Origin of the sequence: Sporocytophaga myxococcoides DSM 11118, assembly GCF_000426725.1 — a bacterium.
In the GTDB taxonomy this organism is placed as follows: domain Bacteria; phylum Bacteroidota; class Bacteroidia; order Cytophagales; family Cytophagaceae; genus Sporocytophaga; species Sporocytophaga myxococcoides.
This window is the reverse complement of record NZ_AUFX01000005.1, coordinates 304,958-324,488: the sequence shown is the minus strand read 5'-3', so window position 1 is coordinate 324,488 and position 19,531 is coordinate 304,958. Positions and strand designations below refer to the sequence as shown.

Sequence of the window (19,531 nt, the reverse complement as noted above, 5' to 3'; positions counted from 1 at the left end):
AGTGGAGTTTAATAAGGAAAATATAAAAGACCGGCTCTTTGCGGATATTCTGCTTCCTCTGCCTTTACCAAGGCCTTTCACTTATCATATCCCTGATACGGAAAGGGAAAAAGTAAACATAGGATCAAGAGTTATTGTCCAGTTCGGGAAGAAAAGAATTTTAACAGGAATAATAGTTAAAGTGCATTCTATTGAACCCGATGTATATGAGGCTAAAGATATCATAGAAATCCTTGATGACACACCTTCTGTAAATGCCTTTCAGCTTAAGCTGTTTGAGTGGATGGCAGAATACTATATGTGTCATCAGGGAGAAGTTTTGAATGCAGCTTTACCTTCAGGACTTAAAGTCAGCAGTGAATCAAAAATTCAATTGAACCCAAACTTTGAAGACCTTGAAGAAAAAATGCCTTTTGCAGATAAAGAACTTCTGATCATTGAAATGCTTGAGAAAAAGGAAGCATTGACCTTTGATGAAGTGAGTCTTATCGTTGGAAAGAAAAGCGGTTCTTCTCTAATCAAATCATTGATTAAGAAAGATCGAATCATTGTCTTTGAAGAGGTAAAAGAAAAGTTCACTCCGAAAATATTAAAAAAGGTAAGACTATGCCCTCCATATGACCAAAAGGTAAATATGCAGGAGCTCTTTACGAAGCTGGAGAAAAAGCCCAAGCAAACGGATCTTCTTTTAAAATATATCAAGCTTACAGGATTTCTTGAAAACCCTGCCAAGAATGCAAATGGTACAAACAAGAACCTCCTTATTGAAGAAAGTTCCCTTTCTCCTTTTACATCCCTTTTGAAAGCAGGAATCTTTGAAGAGTATGAAGTGGTAGTCTCAAGATTTGAAGAAGACAATGAAGAGAATACTTTCACAGAAGTACGTTTGTCCGAAACTCAGCAAAGCGCTAAAGATTCCATTCTTGAACAATTTGGAGAAAAAGAAGCTGTATTGCTTCATGGCATTACAGGCAGCGGAAAAACAGAGATCTATATTGAGTTAATCAAAAATGTATTAAGCGGCGGCAGTCAGGTGCTGTATCTTTTACCTGAAATAGCTCTTACCACACAAATTGTACAACGTCTTCGCAAGATATTCGGAGACAAGATGGGAATTTATCATTCAAAGTTTTCGGATAATGAACGTGTGGAAACATGGAGAGGTATTATCTCCGGAAGGTTTTCTTTTGTAGTTGGAGTCAGAAGCAGCATCTTCCTTCCTTTTGATAATCTCGGACTGATCATTATTGACGAGGAACATGAAACATCATACAAACAGCATGATCCTGCTCCAAGATATCATGCAAGAGATACAGCCTTGATGCTGGCCCGGATGCATCATTCCAAAACTTTATTGGGCTCTGCCACACCTTCAGTCGAATCATATTTTCAGGCGATGAATAAAAAGTGGGGATTGGTGGAAATCAAACAACGCTTTGGCAATGCCAAGCTTCCTCAATTGATTGCTGTGGATGTAAGAAAGGAAAAAAGAGACAGAAAAATTCATGGTGACTTTACCGGTCTATTGACTCAGCAGATTGAAAAGAGTCTTCACGAAAGAAATCAGGTAATCTTGTTTCAGAACCGCAGGGGCTATGCTCCTTATATATCTTGTGAAGACTGCGGTCATATTCCCAAATGTGACAATTGTGCCGTAAGCCTCACCTATCATCTTTATCATAAACAGCTGAGATGCCATTATTGCGGAAGCCATGAAAGCATTCCTACACGCTGCGAAGCCTGCGGATCCAATAAAATAAAGACAGTAGGACTGGGTACGGAAAAAATAGAAGATGATATTAAACTTTTGTTTCCCGATGCCATCACACAGAGGATGGACCTGGATACAACCCGCAAGAAGAATAGCTACCAGAAGATCATTGAAGACTTTCAGAACAATAAAATTGACATATTGGTAGGAACCCAAATGGTAACCAAAGGACTGGACTTTGACAGGGTAAATCTTGTAGGCATACTCGATGCTGATTCACTCATCCACTTCCCTGATTTCAGGGCTCATGAAAAGGCTTTTCAGACTTTCACTCAAGTAAGCGGCCGTGCCGGAAGAAGGGAAAAGGCAGGAACTGTAATCCTTCAAACTTCATCTATAAATCATCCAGTGATAGGCAAATTGCTTCAGCAGGACTATTCAGGATTCTTTAATACGGAGATTTCGGAAAGGGAAAAATTCCATTACCCTCCTTTCTACCGACTTATTAGCATTACCTTCAAAGATCCTGATGCTGGAATCGCTTCCAAGGGCGCTGACAGGCTTTTCGGAAAACTGAAGTATTTTATCCCAAAAGAACAAATCCTTGGCCCTGAGCCTCCAATAATTAACAAAATAAGGAATTACTACCTGGAAGAAATAATCCTGAAATTTGAGCGAAATAAGGCAAATCTTCCGGCAATTAAATATAAAATGCAGGAAGCTATAGAAAAAGTTCTGGCTGAAACCGCATTTAAAAACTCGATTATTGTCTGTGACGTAGACCCTGTTTAAGATTTATTCCTTATTTTCGAACTTTGAAAGAGTATTTAAAATGAAGCTTAAATTAAATATTTCCCTGTGTTGTCTTCTGATGATAGGTCTCATTGCCTGCCATGAGGAGGCTCAAAATGATACTAAAGAGGTTGTTAAAGATACTGTTGTTGTTCCCCCGAAAGATACGGTAGTTAAAGAAGAACCAAAGCATGAAGAAGTTGAACAGGAAAAAGTGGTTGATCTAGGTTTGACAAAAGATGATAAAAAGAATCTAATGGTCATCAATGAGTTACCTCTTGGCACTCCATTCAAAAAAATTAAAGAGTTATTTCCCTCTTTGAAAGATCCTCGTCCTGAAGGAGGCAGCGCGGATCTGGCCAAACAAGGTTATTCAGAAGCATCAGTAAAGCTTGACCTGATGGGCAAAAAAACTGATCTGGAATTCAACCTGAAAAACGATACGCTATACAGCTACTTTTATACTGTCTCTGAAGCTGATTATGAAAAGGCTTCAGATTTATATCTTGGTATTCAGCAATTTTATAATAAACAATTCGGGACTTGTAAAGAAGAAAATGTTGAAGAATATAACCACTACTCTAAGTCTTGCATGTGGAACCCAGGAAAATTCAGCCTTATAATGACTCAAGATATTAACAACGGAACTGTAAGTTGGGGATTCCAGAGACCAGTAGAGTTTTAAGTAGTAAGTTATAAGTAGTAAGTTTTTTGATGGTTGTATTGGAGATTTAATAATCCGGTACAACTATTTTTATTTTTATATATCTCTGATATCTTGTAAATAATTTCTTATCCCTTCGTATAACAAAATAAATCAAAGAGATTAACCTGCGACCAGCTAAAAATTTGCAGATCTCAACTTAATAATGAACAATAAATTATCTCTTCTAGGAGCTTTATATTTTATCATAGGCATAATGTATTTCTATCTGAGAAACTTGATTCCTATAGAGTTAGCGTGGGATTGGCTGCGGACAATAATTTTAATTTCTTTTTTAGCAAGTCCATTTGTTTTAGGAGTTTCTATTGCTTATTGGATTCCAAAAAGGTTTCAGGAAAATAAAGCCTTGGGTTGCATCATCCCATTAATGATCTTCATATTTCTGATACATAATTTTATCTGGACTTCTTTTATTCTCTGGGGTTATAGATATGAAGACCCGGATTCAAGTTATCCTGAAAAAGATGATCAGAAACGTAAATTCACTACACAATACATAGATAAAAGGCCTCTCGGAGATCATACAAAAAAATTGAAGGATATAAATTTTCTCCTGTTTTAAGTATGTCTATTACGTAGAATTCACTTAATTTCATTTCTATATATTACTCATATTGAAAAATATAGAAAACCAAATCACTAAGTTAACAGCTGAATATTTATTTTTATACTATCCAAATTCTAACAGTCATTGTAAAACGACACTCAAGACAAAATGAGAATAGGATTAGTCAGACACTTTAAAGTAAATCAACCATTCCCAAATAAGTTCTTACTTTCAAAAGGAGAAGTTATTAAATGGTTTGCCGAATATGATAATACCAAAAATATCGAATATAAAAACGTTGACCTTTCCCAAATAAACTGGCAACATTGTTATTCAAGCCCGATGATCAGAGCTGTGGGCACTGCAAATCATATTTACAACGGACCAATTTCAGAAATAACAGAACTGAAAGAATTAGATATTTTGCATCTCTTATCAGACAAATTAAAATTGCCATTTATTATATGGGCAATTATTGTTCGTATAAAATCATTCTCATCGAACAAGGATACTAATGAATTTAAAAGCAGAATAGTTGATTTTCTTGATAACGTTATTGCAAATAATGAAAGTAATGTTCTTATAGTCAGTCATTGGTTTGTAATGAGAGTTATACGAAAAGAACTTATAAAGAGAGGATTGTCCGGAGACAACTTCAAATCCAAAGAGTACGGAACACTTTATGTTTATGAAAGAAGAGTAAAACAACGAGCTTCTGACAAATTATAGGTTATCTATATAAAAGGGGGTTATAGATATAGATGCAGATAATGAATTTCTTTTGGGGGGAGAGGTGATACTTCTTATGTGATGTTGCCTGAAAAATAATGCCCACGCACCTTTAACCTTAACAATAATGTAGATAGTTGTAAAGAGAAATCAATAGTCTTTCTATTATAAGATTGTTACAATACTTTTAATTTCCCGGATTTTCCTTTCAACTTCAAAGGCAATGATAACCCAGCTTTGGAGTCATTCGTGAGGTCACTGGTATCAGGGTTCTTTTTAAGATTCTTAACAGGTACGAGCATTTTAAACTCAGCTTCTCCATCCGGCTGTATAGTTGCATTCAGATAAAAATATAAGATGTTTGTCACAAATAATGTACGTGGTATATCAATCACATTATTTTTAACAATAACAGAAGATTTAATCTTATCAAAAGTTACACGCTCCAGATCCATTTCTTTAAAGCCTACTTTTGATAGCTTCATAATAGGCTCAACATTGATCATTTCAAGTTTATGAATCTCATAATCTCCTTTTACATATACAGAATTGCTATCCAGCTCCAAAGCAGAATTCATTCTGAAATAAGTATCAAACTTCCCATTTACAATACCTCTGATATTATCTGCCAAAATTATATTCTGACCAAAATTATTGAATGCACTGAAGATTTTATCAATCCTGATCTTTTCGATTCTGACATCTGTGTTACAATGAATATGATTTTTTCTTGGAATAAAATCCGTTACAGAACGCATTGTGCCACCGAATGAAGTCAGGGACTCCGATACTCTGAGATTTTTACTATCCATATGAATGCTCAGATCTATATCATTAGCCTGATAATTATTAGCATGGAACCTGGATGTTTTTCCTGTTAATGATGCACGAAGATTATATGGCCAAATAAACTTGCTCCCCTCTACCAAACGGATGTTTCTCTTTTCATTCTTTCCTTTTGCTCTTGGAAACTGTGTAAAATCACTAAAGTAGAATTGTTCAGAAACAAAATTAAGATCCAATTCAAGACCTGGTTGATCATTATAAACAGATTTAAATAAATTTCTGGCAATACCATTTACTTTCATATCTGTCTTACCACACTGAACTTCCAGCCTTTTCATCTTAATAAAATCATTCTCAAACTCAGCTTCTCCATTCAGATTATCAAAAGGAAAATAAACTTTATTCAGCTTCACACTGACTCTATGAAGCTTTACTATGCCTTTAATTACAGGGGTTTTAGTGGGTATCCCCAATAAATAATTCACTTTACCATTGTAGGTTCCTTTTATGAAAAAGCTCCCTCCTGCTTCGGAATATTGACCAAAGTGTACAAGATCAAACAGTGTCTTGCTTCTCAGTTTAACGCTCACTTTGGCATGTAAATCAGGATCAATAAAATTTTCAAATGCAAGCTGTGACGCAGTGACCGAATCACTTTTATTAATCACTCCTTTCAAACCGGTAAAAGTGATTTTATAATTTTCTGCACCCAGACTATCTGTGGAAGTCAGATTGGCTCTCGGAAAGGAAATATCATGAACATCTGCATTCAGCAATTTATTTGCTATAGAAAAACCCTTTCCTGAAAAATCTATATTGAATTTAGGTTGATATCCTGGCAACAGATTAATTGCAATGGAAGCCTCAGCATTGACTTTTCCCGAAACATTTAATTGCTCAATGCTTTTCGTCCATTTTGCAGGTAACAGACTAAATATACTCTGAACACTGGCACCCTCGGTTTTAATGTTTAAGGTCATTAAAGACTTATTTAAAAAATCAATATTACCATTGACAGAATATAAATCATTGTGGGCCACTAAAGTACTTTTATCAAATGATAACAGTTCAGATTTGAAATCATAGTCGATTAAAAAATCAGCTTGCAAGTCAGCCTTTTGAAAGAGCGTTCCGGGACGAAGAGTAACTTCCTCAGAATATATAGTGCCGCGTAAGTCAGCACGGACATTGTTCGAATCAAGATTTACCTTACTTTCTGTATTCCTCAATATCAGATGTATACACTTAGATTTAAATTGATCCTCATAGTAGATTTCAAAATTCTTAAGATTTACTTTATCTATTTTAATTTCAGAAAGATGAGGTTTCTCAGATACGGTATCTTTTTTTATAAAAATATCAAAATCCTTATTGCCCAGGGAATCAACACGCCCATCGAGTATGCCATCCGATAGCGTTACTCCTGAAATGTGATACTCTTTAAATAAGATACGATGAAGGCCCAGTAGCACCTCTATTTTCTTAAGTTTTAATAATGGACGCTCATTTGAATCTGATTTGGGAACTACGACATCATGAAGTGTTAATGAAATATATGGGAAACCTGAAAAGGGCGATAAGTCAATATCTTTGACCTTTACAGGCTTTTTAATTTTATCATTAATGGTTTTGAGAATAAAATCGTGAATCTCATGTTTGTAATTTAAAGAAAGCACAAATACGATTCCGAAGTACAATACAAGGATAGATGTTAAAACTAAAAAGATTTTAAAAAAATATTTCCGAATCATACCTGCCTGTTGTGATAGTTTACACTTCGGTCTTACAAGACATATAGACTTCTGAGTATCTGATCGATTAAAAATATTAATTCTTCCTGTTAAACCCTGTCTGGATTTCAATTGTTTTAAAAGGTTTCATATGCAAAATTTATTCACTTGTTTTTCAAGGAAATAAATTCTTTTCATTGAAACCAAAACATCTAATCTATTAAATTATAAAGTTTATCAACTACAGTTACAAATTCAATTTCAATTTGGCTATGGTTTATCTTTTTCCCTTGTTTAATATGAGATTGGCAAAAGAAAGTCTAGAGTATCCTCAAATTCTATTACTCCTTCCTCAAATCCAATTATGGGAGCGGCAAATTGAGTTTTAGGCACCGCAAATTGAAAATACCCTTCCCACAATTCAATTTGGGGCTCCGCAAATTCGATTTGAGTATCCGCAAATTCTATTCTCCGGTCCGCAAATTCAATTATGGGAACGACAAATTGAGTTGTAGGCACCGCAAATTGAAAATACCCTTCCCACAATTCAATTTGCGGCTCCGCAAATTCAATTAGGGGAGCCGCAAACTGAGTTTTAGGTACGTCAAATTCTATTCTCCGCTAGACAAATTGAATTTGCCAAACGCACGATTCAATCTGAAACTTTGTTTATCCCGAAGCAAACCCCTCTGATTACCAGTACAGTCCCTATTTTCTTGGAAAGCAGGGGGAATTTGCGGAAATTTATAGTTCATATGAAACAGAAAGTTGAAATTCTGGCTCCTGCCAAGAATTTATATCAGGGCATGGCTGCCATTAATGCCGGGGCCGATGCCGTATATATCGGCGCACCACAATTCGGTGCACGAAGCAACGCTACCAATCCGGTAGAAGATATAGCGCAATTGGTAGAATATGCCCATCTTTTCAAGGCAAAAGTGTATGTCGTTCTCAACACCATCCTTTACGATAACGAACTAGAAACCTGCCGGGAGCTTATTTATGAACTTTACGAAATTGGTGTAGATGCATTGATCGTTCAGGATATGGCTATCCTGGAAATGGACCTGCCTCCGATTGTCATCCATGCCAGCACACAGGCTAATAACAGAGATCCCAAACATGTCAAGTTCCTTGCAGATGCAGGAATCAAGCAGGTTGTACTTGCCAGGGAATTAAACCTGGACCAGATAAGGGAGATACGAAACGCAACGGATGTAGAGCTTGAATTTTTCGTATCCGGCGCTCTATGCGTTTCTTTCAGTGGTAACTGCTACATGAGCGTTGCTAATGGCGAACGTAGCGCCAACAGGGGCTCTTGTGCACAAAACTGCAGATTACCTTATAGACTTATTGATGGGAAAGGCGAAACACTGATAGAGAACAGTCATTTGTTATCAATAAAAGACCTTGACCTTAGTGATCAACTTCCTAACCTGGTTGAGGCTGGTATCACTTCATTTAAAATCGAAGGTCGTCTGAAGGACATTGTTTATGTTAAAAACAATGTTTCATATTTGAGACAAAAGCTCGATGCCTTTCTGGAAAACAATGACAAGTTTAAGAAAGCTTCTTCAGGAAAAACGTTTTATAATTTCGTCCCGGAAATGGACAGAAGCTTCAACAGAGGCTATACAGACTATTTTCTGAATCACAGAAAAGAAAGAATAGGTTCATGGGAAACACCCAAATCTCAGGGACAAGAGATTGGTAAACTGATCGAAGTAAGAGGTAAAGGCTACATCATTGAGAATTCAGACTTATTAAACAACGGAGACGGACTTTACTTTGTAAATGAAAACGGTGAAGCCGATGGCGCGCAGGTAAATGTGATCCTGAATAATGTAGTAATTCCTAATACCTTCAAGCCTATCAAAGAAGGCACGATGATTTACCGTAACTCAGATGCTGAGTTTAATAAGATAGTCGAAAGAGAAGATAGTGCAGTAAGAAAAATCAGTGTAAAGCTAAGATTCACTGAAACAAATGATGGATTCAGATTAACTGCAGTAGACGAAGATGGACACACGTGCAGCTCGTCCATTCTATCTTCTAAAGAGATCAGTAAAAGCGGAGAATCCATATCAGGTATTAAGAAAAATCTTTCCAAAGCAGGAAGTACACCATTCGTTGTCGATGAAATTAACATTGATTTATCTGATAACTGGTTTCTACCTACCTCTAAAATCAATGAAATCAGAAGAACCGTTCTGGATGAATTGATGGAAGTCCGAATAAAAGAATATCATCGCGAAGAATTCCAGATGACCAAAACAGATCATCCATACCCTGTTTCTCAACTTGATTTTACATACAATGTGTCCAATAAAATGGCCAGAGCCTTTTATCACAGACATGGAGTAACTGATATTGAAAAAGCATTTGAACTGCAATGGGATCCTGGTAAGTCACGCGTGATGGTTACAAAGTATTGTGTAAAATACGAACTAGGCAAATGCTGGAAATACAATAAAGAGACGATGGGAGAAAAACTCTCTGAACCTCTGGTATTAAAGCATGGAGAAGTCGAATATAAACTCAAATTCAACTGCAAGCCTTGTGAAATGGAGATCTGGGAAAAAGATGCGGAGTTTGAAATAGAAGAGTATTAATTTGTGATAAAGCAGAGTGAGAGCGTTTAAAACATGCGTTCTCACTTTGTTTACCTCTGAATACATTTTTTCCTTTTCTTCCGCATTAAGAAAAATGACTGTATGGAAAAAACTGATAATTTTTTAATTAAGCGTCTTTTATGGAAAGCAGACAAGTATAAATTGCCGACAAAATCATCATTTCTATTCAAAGATCTTTCGCCATACATGCAGCAATATTTAATAAGCTACATACAACCCAAATATAGTGGACCACCGGTATTATTTTTCACAAAACCTACGAATGAGTGGACACTTATCTGCACAAGACAGGTTATTTGCAACGACAATAAATCCACAATCGCCATTGAGATTTCAAATATTACTTCATTTACCCCCACCGTTTTGGAGACCTCATCAAATCCAACACTTTTAAGTTATAGAGAAGGCAATCATAAGAAAAGCGAATGGCATGAGCTCACAGTTGTTGACAAAGAAGACAGACGTTATATTCTTCATGCAGACAAAGGCCCTGACTTATTCTCCTTGTGGAATATTTTGATTATGGCGAAAAGACTTTTAACTGAATGATCACATTTTTTCCATCGCAGAACTCTTATGCTTAATCTAAACAACAATACAGAATATAAAATCGATAGAACCTGTAAAGACTGTAAAAACATTGATTCATTCCCTCTGACTAAGTTGGAAGCAGCTTTTGACCTTTTTGATCACCAGAAAATATGGAATACGAATTGTTCAAAATGCGGATCTAAAAATTGTGAATCAACAAGCCGGCAAGATCCTCAACTGAATCAGGAGTTGTTGGATATATGGGGAAACAATTTGAACCTGGCATTTATGGATCAAGATGAAGAATTATTCCTCGCCGAACTAGATTATTTCCCAATGCTATTAAAAGCAATAGATGAACAAGCTTATTTAAAACGTAAAATTGATATTTTAATTGAATCTATTTGTGTTCTTCTCTATGATAACACTTTTCAATCAGAAGAATATACCGATGAGGAAAATGAACAAAGACAAAGAATAGCTGAAGAAGTAAGACCTGAACTTATAAAAAGAAAAGATAAAATTATTAAGGCTGAAGGGTATATAAGGGATTATGTCAAAGAATTTGTTTTTCCTCAAATTGGTATTGCTTCTAACACCAGATACTAAACAGACAAGTCCTTTGCAAGCAAATTGAGATATCCAACAATGAAACCAGAATACATTTCATCAATTGACTATATCAACAGTTTAACATTTGAATACATCGAAACTTACTCATTACAAAGAGGTGAAAGGTTTGAGAAACAAAGAGAGCAAGAAATAAAAATCCTTCAAAAGCTAAGACGTAGAAACAAATCATTAAATTTTGAAGAGCTCAAACAAGTCAAAGGTTTAGAAGAATTGTATGGCACTACTCAATATCTTCTTGATGACAAAGGGAACTTTCATATATTCAGTGAAAAAATTGCAGCTTTTTCCGCAACTGACAATGAGGTAATAAACCTAGTAAGAATACTGCAAACTAAAATCAGAGAAATTCCAGCTTGGATGTGTGCTCCTATTTATAGAGATGCAATAGTATTTTATGATAAAAATAAAAAGATAATCTCTGCTCTTAATGTTTGTCTGAGTTGTGAATATATTGCTATTAATAGACATAGGAACATCAATGCTGATGAAGAAACTTACAAACAATTAAGACAGTTCTTCATAGATTGCGGACACAAGATTGAAGATAAAAATCTCTGATAATAATATTCGCTTTAAAACTAGTAAAGGTCTTAAAAAATTAATGATATGAACTTCTTTACAAGAAAAACAACCTGGTCCAATATAGAATTTGCTCCTTTCAAACTTTGTATTGCCTCATTTTATGTAATTATCGGATCATACTTCCATGAGTTTTTCAGTCACTATTATCTTCCACTAATCATAGTCTTTGTAATTACGGTGATATGGACGCTTTATATTTGGGTTAGTAAAATGAAAAAAGGGTAACAAACCTAAATATTAATGGCAATTCCACTATAAACATCAAACCAAAAGAAGATACTGCCGGTGGCTTCTATGAAATTTCAAGCTATGCCGGCTTACTTATTCAATGAACTTTGAAAAATAATCATACTCTTAATTTGGTTGCATTAAACAACTCTCCTTCTTAGAACTAAACTCAACACGTAGATTATTTTAGATAGAAAAAATACTATCAGAAGAAACAGAACTTCCTTAGAACTTGAATATACAGGTTCTGCAAAAGAATAATATCTGTGGGTAAATGAATTTAAACCTATCAAAGGGAGCATTGCCTTAATAAGACTTATTACCGATACTATCGAAACTATAAAATAAATCAGACTAAGTATATATTTCGGATACTTCTTAAAAAATATAAATGCTGAATATATCAGTCCCTCAATTGCAAATAAAATAATAAACGGATATATGAAAAAACGATACTCAACTACGTAGTAAGTATCGTGCAATTGTATATCAGCGACCAGTCCTTTGACCTTTATTGTAAGAAATATCAAACTCAGAACAATCAGATATAGCAGAATATCCGGTCTTAGGAAAGATTGAATTTTAAAGTGCATGTTTATAAAAATTACCTTCTCTTAACCTTTTGCATTCCCCTAATATCAGCAGATGGCAATGATTTATATTTGATCTTCCTATTTTCTCTTTCACCTTCTTTGCCCCTCTTTTTGACTTTTACAGGATTAGGAAAATGAAATGAAAATCCAATCAACACTATACTACAAAGCCAAACAAAATATCCAACGTCCAATTTCATGTCCCCAACTTCCAAGTGAGCCTTATCCTTCATGGTCCCCCAAAATATAAATGAAAATGAAAGCAAACTAGGCACCCAATTTATCCAGCGAAGTCTCTGTCTGTTAAACTTTATAATTACTAGTAGTACATATAATGGATTTGCAAACCACACACTCAGCGGAATTATAGCATATAACAAATTTTTATCTCCTGAGAATAAAGCAAATATCCCAAAGAAAAAACCTAATAAAGCAGCGAAAAACCCTGGAATTGTTTCTGGCCTTCCTTCATCCATATGAGTAAATGCAGGTAAAAAGAAGGATACTAAAAATAAAACGATACTTGAATATACTAAAAAACTCCCCCAATAAACTCTAGTGTATTTCATATAAAATAAGCTTTAAGCAACAAGAGAAGAACTCAATACACCTCTCTTGATGCTTACAAAAATGTAATCTAGCTTAGTTTACTTTAAGCCTTACGCTTTCAGCTTTAAGCCTTCTTCATCTTACTAAAGCTCGCATTCAATTCAGCTAAAGTCTCATGGGCAGTCATATCAAATGAGCAAGGCACTAATGATATGTAGTTATTATTCAAAGCCCATTCATCTGTATCTTGTCCATTGTCAAGGCTTACAAAGTTGCCATCCATCCAGAAATATCTTCTGCCTCTAGGATCTCTGCGCTCTTCGAATTTCTCCTGCCATCTGGCTCTCGCCTGTCTGCAGACTTTTATACCTTTGATCTTTCCCTTTGACTTTGCAGGTATGTTAACATTAAGCGCAACACCTTTCGGCATTCCATGATCCAGTACTTGTTTTGCGATTTGCTTAATGAATTTTCTTCCATGTTCCATTTCCGCATTCGGAGAATAATCGCATAAAGAAAAACCTATTGAAGGCATTCCTTCAATAGCGGCTTCCATCGCAGCAGACATGGTTCCGGAGTAAAGAACACTTATGGAAGAATTGCTTCCATGATTGATTCCACTGACAACCAGATCAGGTTTTCTTCCTTTAAGAACAAAGTCTTTGGCCAGCTTTACACAATCTGCCGGAGTTCCGGAGCATTCGTAAGCTTTAACACCTTTGAAGATATCCGTTTCATCAAGACGAAGCGTATTACCTATTGTAATGGCATGCCCCATTCCTGATTGAGGACCACTTGGAGCTACTACAACCACTTCCCCAAGCTCCTTCATAATGTCTACTAACAATCTGATTCCATAAAAAGAAATTCCATCATCATTAGACACGAGTATCAGAGGCTTTTTCTTCGAAGCTGCCTTCTTTGCTTTAGCCATGCTTATTTCTTTTTCGGATTAAGAATATTGTGTCCCATTTTATCTCTCTTGGTCATGAGGTACTGCTCGTTATAAGCGTTTGGATTGATCTCCAAAGGAACAACATCAACGATTTCCAGACCATAACCTATCAAACCGGCTCTTTTAACAGGATTATTGGTGATAAGCTTAAGCTTAGTGATACCTAGTTCTCTTATGATCTGAGCACCTACTCCGTAATCTCTTTCATCCATCTTGAATCCAAGCTCAAGATTGGCTTCAACAGTATCTCTGCCCTGCTCCTGAAGTTTGTATGCCTTCAATTTATTAAGAAGCCCAATACCACGTCCTTCCTGGTTCATATAAAGGACTAAACCTTTCCCCTCCTTCTCTACCAGTTCCATTGCTTTGTGCAACTGCGGACCGCAATCACAACGGCATGAGCCGAAGATATCACCTGTAACACAAGAGCTGTGAACTCTTACAAGTACCGGTTCATCTTCTTTCCAGGTTCCTTTTACCAAAGCAAGATGTAGATCTTCTGTATTAGTCTGACGGAAAGCGAGTAATTCGAAGTCACCAAACTCAGTTGGCATTTTTACTCCGATCTCACTTTTTATCAATGATTCATTTTTAAGTCTGTAAGCAATCAGATCTTTAATGGAAACAAGTTTCAGCTTAAATTTCTCAGCTACCTTTCTAAGATCAGGAAGCCTTGCCATTGTGCCGTCTTCATTCATAATCTCCACAAGCACACCTGCAGGTTGAAATCCTGCAAGTCTTGCAAAATCTATAGCTGCTTCTGTGTGTCCCGCTCTTCTGATAACACCACCGGTCTTAGCTTTCAGAGGAAAAATATGACCTGGTCTTCCTAACTCTTCAGGCTTTATGGTAGGATCCGTAAGAGCTTTAATAGTTTTAGCTCTGTCGCTTGCTGATATACCAGTAGTACAACCGTGACCTAAAAGGTCAACAGATACAGTAAAAGGAGTATGATGCTGCGCAGTATTTCGGCCTACCATTAACTCCAGACCAAGTTCCTCGCAACGATCTTCTATTAAAGGCGCGCAGATCAAACCTCTTCCGTGAGTAGCCATGAAATTGACAATCTCAGGCGTTATACATTCAGCTGCACAGATAAAATCTCCTTCGTTTTCTCTATCTTCATCGTCAACAACGATGATTACATTTCCCTTTTTTATCTCAGCGATTGCTTCTTCTATTGTGTCTAATTTTTCTGACATATGAGGTTGCAGATTAAATTTTCTGCGAATATTAATTTAATATTTTTCTAAATGCTTTTTCAAGCATATCATTGCTTACTTCCCAGTTAAAGTTTTTCTGAATAAAAAGTCTTCCCTTTGCGCCAATTTCTCTTGCGTACTCAGGATTTGAAAGTAATTGTTGAATTGCTTTCACAAAAGACTCTTCATCATCGCAAACCATAATTTCCTGTCCAGGCTTTGCTCCTAAGGCAGAATTAGCCAATGAAGTAGTAATTGTCGGAATACCCATGGCCATAGCTTCAAGCAATTTATTCTGCAAACCCGACCCTGAAAACAAAGGAGCTACAAAGATTTTCGCTTTAGCCAGATAGTCTCTGATATCATGAACAAAACCTGTAACAATCACATTTTCACTTTCAAGGTTTTGAACTTCAATGGAAGGACTGGTTCCCGATAAACAAATTTTCACATCTTGTTTGTTCAATAAGGGCATTATCTGATTTACCAGATACTTTGATGCTTGTATATTAGGATGATATCCCATATTTCCAGTAAATATGATATCATAGCTCTTATCCTTAGGGAAAGACCTGAAATTAAAAAATCCGCTGGAAATACCATTAGGGATAATGTCCATCCTTTTTTTAATATCAGAAGGAAAAGCAGTAGCATCAGACTCTGTAATGATTGAATAACCATTGAAGTAAAAGAAGGCTTTTGCTTCAAAATCCCTTAATCTTTTCGCTTCTAGTTTTACCACTGGCTTTTCATACCATCTGGAAAACTTTACCCGCTTGTACATGCCTTCTGACAAGGCATCCATGTAATCAAGATAATATTTTGTATTAAGACTGAAAGGAATATTAACAACCAACCTCACCAACTGCACATAGCACATGTCAATTGATTGCGTTTTAAGCACTTTCTCAATCGCCCTTTTCATCCTTGAAGACTTAAAATAATTTACCTGAAACGGAAGATTATTAAAAAGCCCAAAGCCTAAATTGATCAAGCGTTTTAGTTTGCGTGACTCAATTACTTCAATGCTTTTACAGTATTGTTTTACTTCGTTGAATTCAGCGGGAGACGGGGTTTTATCGGCAATGCAAACCAGGTGAACCTCGTGATATTTGCTCAGTCCCTGAATCTGATAGAAGGCTCTCAGTTTATCTCCTTTGTCTATCGGGTAAGGAAACCTGGACAGCGCTACTAGTATTTTCATGCCTTTTTCTTAATAATAAGTTGTTTATAAAAATCAATAAATGTTCTTGTCACTACTTGATTTGAATAGGTATTTTCTACCAGACGACCGGCATTGTTCCCCAAATTGCGGTATTTCTCAGTGTCTTTAAAGTAATTCTTAATCTTCCCTATCCATTCTTCTTTCGTGTTCGCCAAAAGAATATTTTTTTCGTCTTCGCACATGATTCCTTCGGCACCAATCGCAGAGGAGATAATTGCTTTATGTAAAGCCATTCCCTCTATAATTTTAACTCTCATCCCCCCTCCGGAAAGTAAAGGAACAGCCATTAAGTCATATTCCTGCATAAATCTAAGCGAGTCCTCTATAAAGCCATGAATATAGACTCTGTCCTGCTTTAATTTATAAATTTTTGGTGGAGTATTTTTCCCTGCAATATGCAATTCCAATTGAGGAATTGCCTTACTTAACTCTGGCCAAATATTTTCTACAAACCAAATTGCTGCTTCCTGATTGGGTCTCCAGTCAAGTGAACCAAGCATGAAAATAGTGAAAGGCTTCTTAGGAACTTCCTCTTTGTGAAGAAATTTTTCAATTCCCACTCCAAAGGGGACAACTTTTATAGATTTATTAATTCCAAGCGCCCTTAACCGCTCTCCGTCATCAAATGTAATGGAGGCAATACCATCGAATTTATTATAGTAATCTTTCTCAAGCACCTTGAGTTTTTTTACCATATCATTGTAGAGATATTTCTTAATGGGATTGGTTTTATTTTCTGCAAGTCTTTCCCAGATTACATACTCTACATTATGCGCTCTTATAACTAAGGGGCAATTGCTGAATTTCTTTACTACATCTACATACCAGGCTACATAGGTCCCTTCAAACTGTATAATATCGAAAGTATTTTTTTTCAAAAGTCTTTCGATTGCTTGCGAAAAATCTTCAGATACAAACCTTTCTGCTATGTAGGGCAATTTACCGCCAATAATATTTTTAACAGCTTTAAAAAAAGAAAATCTGGTATCCACAAAAACTGCTTCCTGATATACTAAACCAGGAACCACAGGCCCTTCCTGCAAATGTTTTGGCGTGTTAAGTGAGAGTAGATATACTTCATGCCCCGCCCTTGCTGCTCCGGTAACAGTGTTGTATATCGCTATTGCACCTCCATCTGTTGGAGGATATGGCACTCGGGGACTAATGAATAAAATTTTCAAGTAAACCTCAATTAAATATATACTGCCTCAGTTCCGGCAACTTCAAATGAATTCATTTGAATTCAATTTGCTGCCATCTACTTCTATACTCTGCAAAAGTAAACCTGACAGAGTTAAAAACTGAATTAAACAGTAACAATAATACAAAAAATGATTTTAAATGTCATTTCGAGATTACGTTTCCAATCATCTTGGCCAATTCCATATCCACCTTTTTCAGGTTTGTGTAGATCATCATCAGCCTTATCTGCTCTTCTTCCGAAGGATTATTTTTTAACTGCTCTTTATTTTGCTCCAGTAAGAACATCACATTAAGCTTTTTAAGCTTCAAAACACAGGAATAGATAATTTCTGCAAGGTTATCTTCTTCTTTGGTTATAAAGATTTTAAATTTCTTTTCCCAGTTCGGACTATAATCGTATTTGGAGACCAACATGTCCACTGCCTCATTTCTTATTTTTTCATCATTGTGCTGAATAAAAAAGCCTTTGTCGGGCAAATTGCCGTTATCATGCTCAGATTTAACCATCTCAAGCATTCTCCTGTAAATGTCAGTGTGAAAATCAATGTCTTCTACCTGTTCCAGCACATACTCATACAACCTCTTCGATTCTTCAAGTTTTACAGGTGCGTAGTTTATGATAAGCCTTAAAATTTCCCTTTCATGCGCTTCAATGGAAGTCAATTCAGGCTTTTTCTCTTCCTGAACAGGTTCATAATCAGGATTAAAAAAATCGGGAGGCAGATCAGGGGGAGGAGCATCTTCATGCTTCTTTTCCTGATTCTTTTTAAGAACAATTTTATTATATTCGGAAATGAGGGTTTGTTCCTCTATCTCCATAAGAGCGCTGCATTGCTTAAAAAATACAGCTCTTTTTATGGCATCGGGAATCTTGGAAATACTTTCCACAATTTCCCTGATCACTCCTGCTTTTTTTACAGGATCACCTTCCGTTTCCTTTAAGAAAAGAGCCGTTTTAAAACTGATAAAGTCTTTTTTGGAAGCCTTTATATATTTCTTAAATTCTTCCCCACCAAGCTTCCTGACATAGCTATCCGGATCCTCACTATCAGGAAAGGTCACCACATTCACATTCATCCCCTGCTCCAGGATCATGTCGATACCGCGCATGGATGCTTTTATACCGGCAATATCTCCGTCATATAAAATGGTAATGTTGATGGTATATCGGCTGATCAACCTTACCTGATCTTCAGTGAGTGAAGTACCTGACGATGCAACCGCGTTTTCAATTCCCGCCTGATGCAGACTAATTACGTCGGTATAACCTTCTACAAGAAAGCAATTATCTTCCTGACGGATAGACTGCTTTGCCTGGTAAATCCCGTAGAGAATTTTACTTTTATGATAAACTTCAGTTTCAGGAGAGTTAAGGTACTTGGGCTGACTTTTATCGGTTTTCAGAATCCTGGCCCCGAAAGCAATAACTTTCCCTGTGACATTATGAATTGGAAAGATTACCCTGGCCCTGAACCTATCGTAGTGCCTTACAGAATTTTTATCATTAGCATTTTCCTTTCTTACAACCAGTCCGGCTTTTTCCAGCATTTCAATAGAAAAACCTTCTTTTACAGCCTGTTTAAAAAGCCCTTCCCATTCTTCCAGGCTATACCCCAGATCAAATTTCTTAATCGTTGAGTCAGAAAATCCTCTTTCTTTGAAATAGCTGTAACCAATAGACTGGCCCTCATCATGTTCCTGTAAAATCTTCTGGAAATAATTCTTTGCATATTGCAAGATAATGAGAAGGCTTTCTCTTTCATTTTGCTTGTGAAAGTCAATATCTTTAGTTGGTCCCTCAGGTATATCAATGCCATATTTTTTGCCAAGATATTTCATGGCTTCTATATAGCTCAAGCCTTCAATGTCCATCACAAAGCGGATGGCATCACCGGCTTTACCACAACCAAAGCATTTATAAATGCCTTTCGCGGGAGTTACAGCAAAAGAGGGAGTTTTTTCATTGTGAAAGGGGCAACAGGCGCTATAGTAATGGCCTTTCTTTTTGAGAGTTACAAAATCCCCAATAACTTCTACTATATCAATGCTTTCATTAATCTTGTCGAGGATCTCCTTGGAAACTGCCATTCTGCCTTTAAATTATGAGGTATTAAATTTAACAAATTTAAATGAGGCATTGAAAACAACACTTTATATTATCCGGTTAATAACATTTTA

At 36.2% G+C, this 19,531-nt stretch carries 17 protein-coding genes; 9 read left to right on the top strand and 8 right to left on the bottom strand.

Features of this window, described 5'->3' with window-relative positions; genetic code table 11:
* Position 1 precedes the first annotated feature (1 nt).
* The 4 genes from priA to K350_RS0107350 all read left to right on the top strand — a co-directional run bounded on the left by priA (position 2) and on the right by K350_RS0107350 (position 4,503).
* On the top strand, positions 2-2,503 hold the full coding sequence (priA, locus tag K350_RS0107365) for a replication restart helicase PriA (protein ID WP_028979355.1): 2,502 nt from the start codon (positions 2-4) through the stop codon (positions 2,501-2,503).
* Positions 2,504-2,543: 40 nt separating this feature from the next.
* On the top strand, positions 2,544-3,188 hold the full coding sequence (locus K350_RS0107360) for a hypothetical protein (protein WP_028979354.1): 645 nt from the start codon (positions 2,544-2,546) through the stop codon (positions 3,186-3,188).
* A gap of 184 nt (positions 3,189-3,372) precedes the next feature.
* Complete coding sequence (locus K350_RS0107355; RefSeq protein ID WP_156026963.1) at positions 3,373-3,789, top strand: hypothetical protein; 417 nt, start codon at positions 3,373-3,375, stop codon at positions 3,787-3,789.
* A 153-nt stretch (positions 3,790-3,942) separates the two neighbouring features.
* On the top strand, positions 3,943-4,503 hold the full coding sequence (locus K350_RS0107350) for a histidine phosphatase family protein (RefSeq protein ID WP_028979352.1): 561 nt from the start codon (positions 3,943-3,945) through the stop codon (positions 4,501-4,503).
* 176 nt (positions 4,504-4,679) lie between these two features.
* On the opposite strand, the gene K350_RS0107345 is transcribed toward K350_RS0107350, so the two are convergent.
* Positions 4,680-7,151, bottom strand: coding sequence for an AsmA family protein (locus K350_RS0107345; RefSeq protein WP_051312952.1), 2,472 nt, complete (start codon positions 7,149-7,151; stop codon positions 4,680-4,682).
* A gap of 623 nt (positions 7,152-7,774) precedes the next feature.
* Between K350_RS0107345 and K350_RS0107330 the strand changes: the two genes are divergently transcribed.
* The 5 genes from K350_RS0107330 (at position 7,775) to K350_RS0107310 (ending at position 11,623) form a co-directional block, all read left to right on the top strand.
* Positions 7,775-9,631, top strand: a complete 1,857-nt coding sequence (locus K350_RS0107330; RefSeq protein WP_028979349.1) for a peptidase U32 family protein — start codon at positions 7,775-7,777, stop codon at positions 9,629-9,631.
* A gap of 102 nt (positions 9,632-9,733) precedes the next feature.
* Positions 9,734-10,201: a hypothetical protein gene (locus K350_RS0107325; RefSeq protein ID WP_028979348.1), complete on the top strand. Its 468-nt coding sequence runs from the start codon at positions 9,734-9,736 to the stop codon at positions 10,199-10,201.
* 270 nt (positions 10,202-10,471) lie between these two features.
* Positions 10,472-10,792 (top strand): hypothetical protein, encoded by a 321-nt coding sequence (locus tag K350_RS32710; RefSeq protein WP_211236727.1) that lies wholly within the window; start codon positions 10,472-10,474, stop codon positions 10,790-10,792.
* Between the two features lie 39 nt (positions 10,793-10,831).
* Positions 10,832-11,374 (top strand): hypothetical protein, encoded by a 543-nt coding sequence (locus K350_RS0107315; protein WP_037574493.1) that lies wholly within the window; start codon positions 10,832-10,834, stop codon positions 11,372-11,374.
* A gap of 48 nt (positions 11,375-11,422) precedes the next feature.
* Positions 11,423-11,623, top strand: a complete 201-nt coding sequence (locus K350_RS0107310) for a hypothetical protein (RefSeq protein ID WP_028979345.1) — start codon at positions 11,423-11,425, stop codon at positions 11,621-11,623.
* A 143-nt stretch (positions 11,624-11,766) separates the two neighbouring features.
* Here the strand turns inward: K350_RS0107310 and K350_RS0107305 are convergent, their stop codons facing one another.
* The 7 genes from K350_RS0107305 to dnaG all read right to left on the bottom strand — a co-directional run bounded on the left by K350_RS0107305 (position 11,767) and on the right by dnaG (position 19,441).
* Positions 11,767-12,219, bottom strand: coding sequence for a hypothetical protein (locus K350_RS0107305; protein WP_028979344.1), 453 nt, complete (start codon positions 12,217-12,219; stop codon positions 11,767-11,769).
* Between the two features lie 11 nt (positions 12,220-12,230).
* Entirely contained in the window at positions 12,231-12,695 is a 465-nt protein-coding gene (locus tag K350_RS0107300) for a hypothetical protein (RefSeq protein ID WP_028979343.1), read from the bottom strand.
* Positions 12,696-12,892: 197 nt separating this feature from the next.
* Entirely contained in the window at positions 12,893-13,702 is an 810-nt protein-coding gene (gene surE, locus K350_RS0107295) for a 5'/3'-nucleotidase SurE (RefSeq protein WP_028979342.1), read from the bottom strand.
* A gap of 2 nt (positions 13,703-13,704) precedes the next feature.
* Positions 13,705-14,925 carry a bifunctional 3,4-dihydroxy-2-butanone-4-phosphate synthase/GTP cyclohydrolase II gene (locus K350_RS0107290; protein ID WP_028979341.1) on the bottom strand — a complete coding sequence of 407 codons (1,221 nt, stop codon included), beginning with the start codon at positions 14,923-14,925 and terminating at the stop codon, positions 13,705-13,707.
* A gap of 31 nt (positions 14,926-14,956) precedes the next feature.
* Positions 14,957-16,129 carry a glycosyltransferase gene (locus K350_RS0107285; RefSeq protein ID WP_028979340.1) on the bottom strand — a complete coding sequence of 391 codons (1,173 nt, stop codon included), beginning with the start codon at positions 16,127-16,129 and terminating at the stop codon, positions 14,957-14,959.
* Complete coding sequence (locus tag K350_RS0107280) at positions 16,126-17,331, bottom strand: glycosyltransferase family 4 protein (protein ID WP_081670926.1); 1,206 nt, start codon at positions 17,329-17,331, stop codon at positions 16,126-16,128. Before K350_RS0107280 ends, K350_RS0107285 begins: the two co-directional genes overlap by 4 nt.
* Before the next feature lie 163 nt (positions 17,332-17,494).
* The gene (dnaG, locus tag K350_RS0107275) at positions 17,495-19,441 is read right to left on the bottom strand and encodes a DNA primase (protein WP_028979338.1); all 1,947 of its coding nucleotides are present in this window, start codon (positions 19,439-19,441) and stop codon (positions 17,495-17,497) included.
* Positions 19,442-19,531: the final 90 nt, after the last annotated feature.

What these genes read in the sequence shown, in the direction of transcription:
- K350_RS0107350 (WP_028979352.1), top strand. Translation starts at nt 3,943, where the DNA reads ATGAGAATAGGATTAGTCAGACACTTTAAAGTAAATCAACCATTCCCA.
- K350_RS0107325 (WP_028979348.1), top strand. Translation starts at nt 9,734, where the DNA reads ATGGAAAAAACTGATAATTTTTTAATTAAGCGTCTTTTATGGAAAGCA.
- K350_RS0107355 (WP_156026963.1), top strand. Translation starts at nt 3,373, where the DNA reads ATGAACAATAAATTATCTCTTCTAGGAGCTTTATATTTTATCATAGGC.
- K350_RS0107310 (WP_028979345.1), top strand. Translation starts at nt 11,423, where the DNA reads ATGAACTTCTTTACAAGAAAAACAACCTGGTCCAATATAGAATTTGCT.
- dnaG (WP_028979338.1), bottom strand. Translation starts at nt 19,441, where the DNA reads ATGGCAGTTTCCAAGGAGATCCTCGACAAGATTAATGAAAGCATTGAT.
- K350_RS32710 (WP_211236727.1), top strand. Translation starts at nt 10,472, where the DNA reads ATGGATCAAGATGAAGAATTATTCCTCGCCGAACTAGATTATTTCCCA.
- K350_RS0107315 (WP_037574493.1), top strand. Translation starts at nt 10,832, where the DNA reads ATGAAACCAGAATACATTTCATCAATTGACTATATCAACAGTTTAACA.
- K350_RS0107285 (WP_028979340.1), bottom strand. Translation starts at nt 16,129, where the DNA reads ATGAAAATACTAGTAGCGCTGTCCAGGTTTCCTTACCCGATAGACAAA.
- surE (WP_028979342.1), bottom strand. Translation starts at nt 13,702, where the DNA reads ATGGCTAAAGCAAAGAAGGCAGCTTCGAAGAAAAAGCCTCTGATACTC.
- K350_RS0107360 (WP_028979354.1), top strand. Translation starts at nt 2,544, where the DNA reads ATGAAGCTTAAATTAAATATTTCCCTGTGTTGTCTTCTGATGATAGGT.
- K350_RS0107300 (WP_028979343.1), bottom strand. Translation starts at nt 12,695, where the DNA reads ATGGATGAAGGAAGGCCAGAAACAATTCCAGGGTTTTTCGCTGCTTTA.
- K350_RS0107290 (WP_028979341.1), bottom strand. Translation starts at nt 14,925, where the DNA reads ATGTCAGAAAAATTAGACACAATAGAAGAAGCAATCGCTGAGATAAAA.
- K350_RS0107330 (WP_028979349.1), top strand. Translation starts at nt 7,775, where the DNA reads ATGAAACAGAAAGTTGAAATTCTGGCTCCTGCCAAGAATTTATATCAG.
- K350_RS0107305 (WP_028979344.1), bottom strand. Translation starts at nt 12,219, where the DNA reads ATGCACTTTAAAATTCAATCTTTCCTAAGACCGGATATTCTGCTATAT.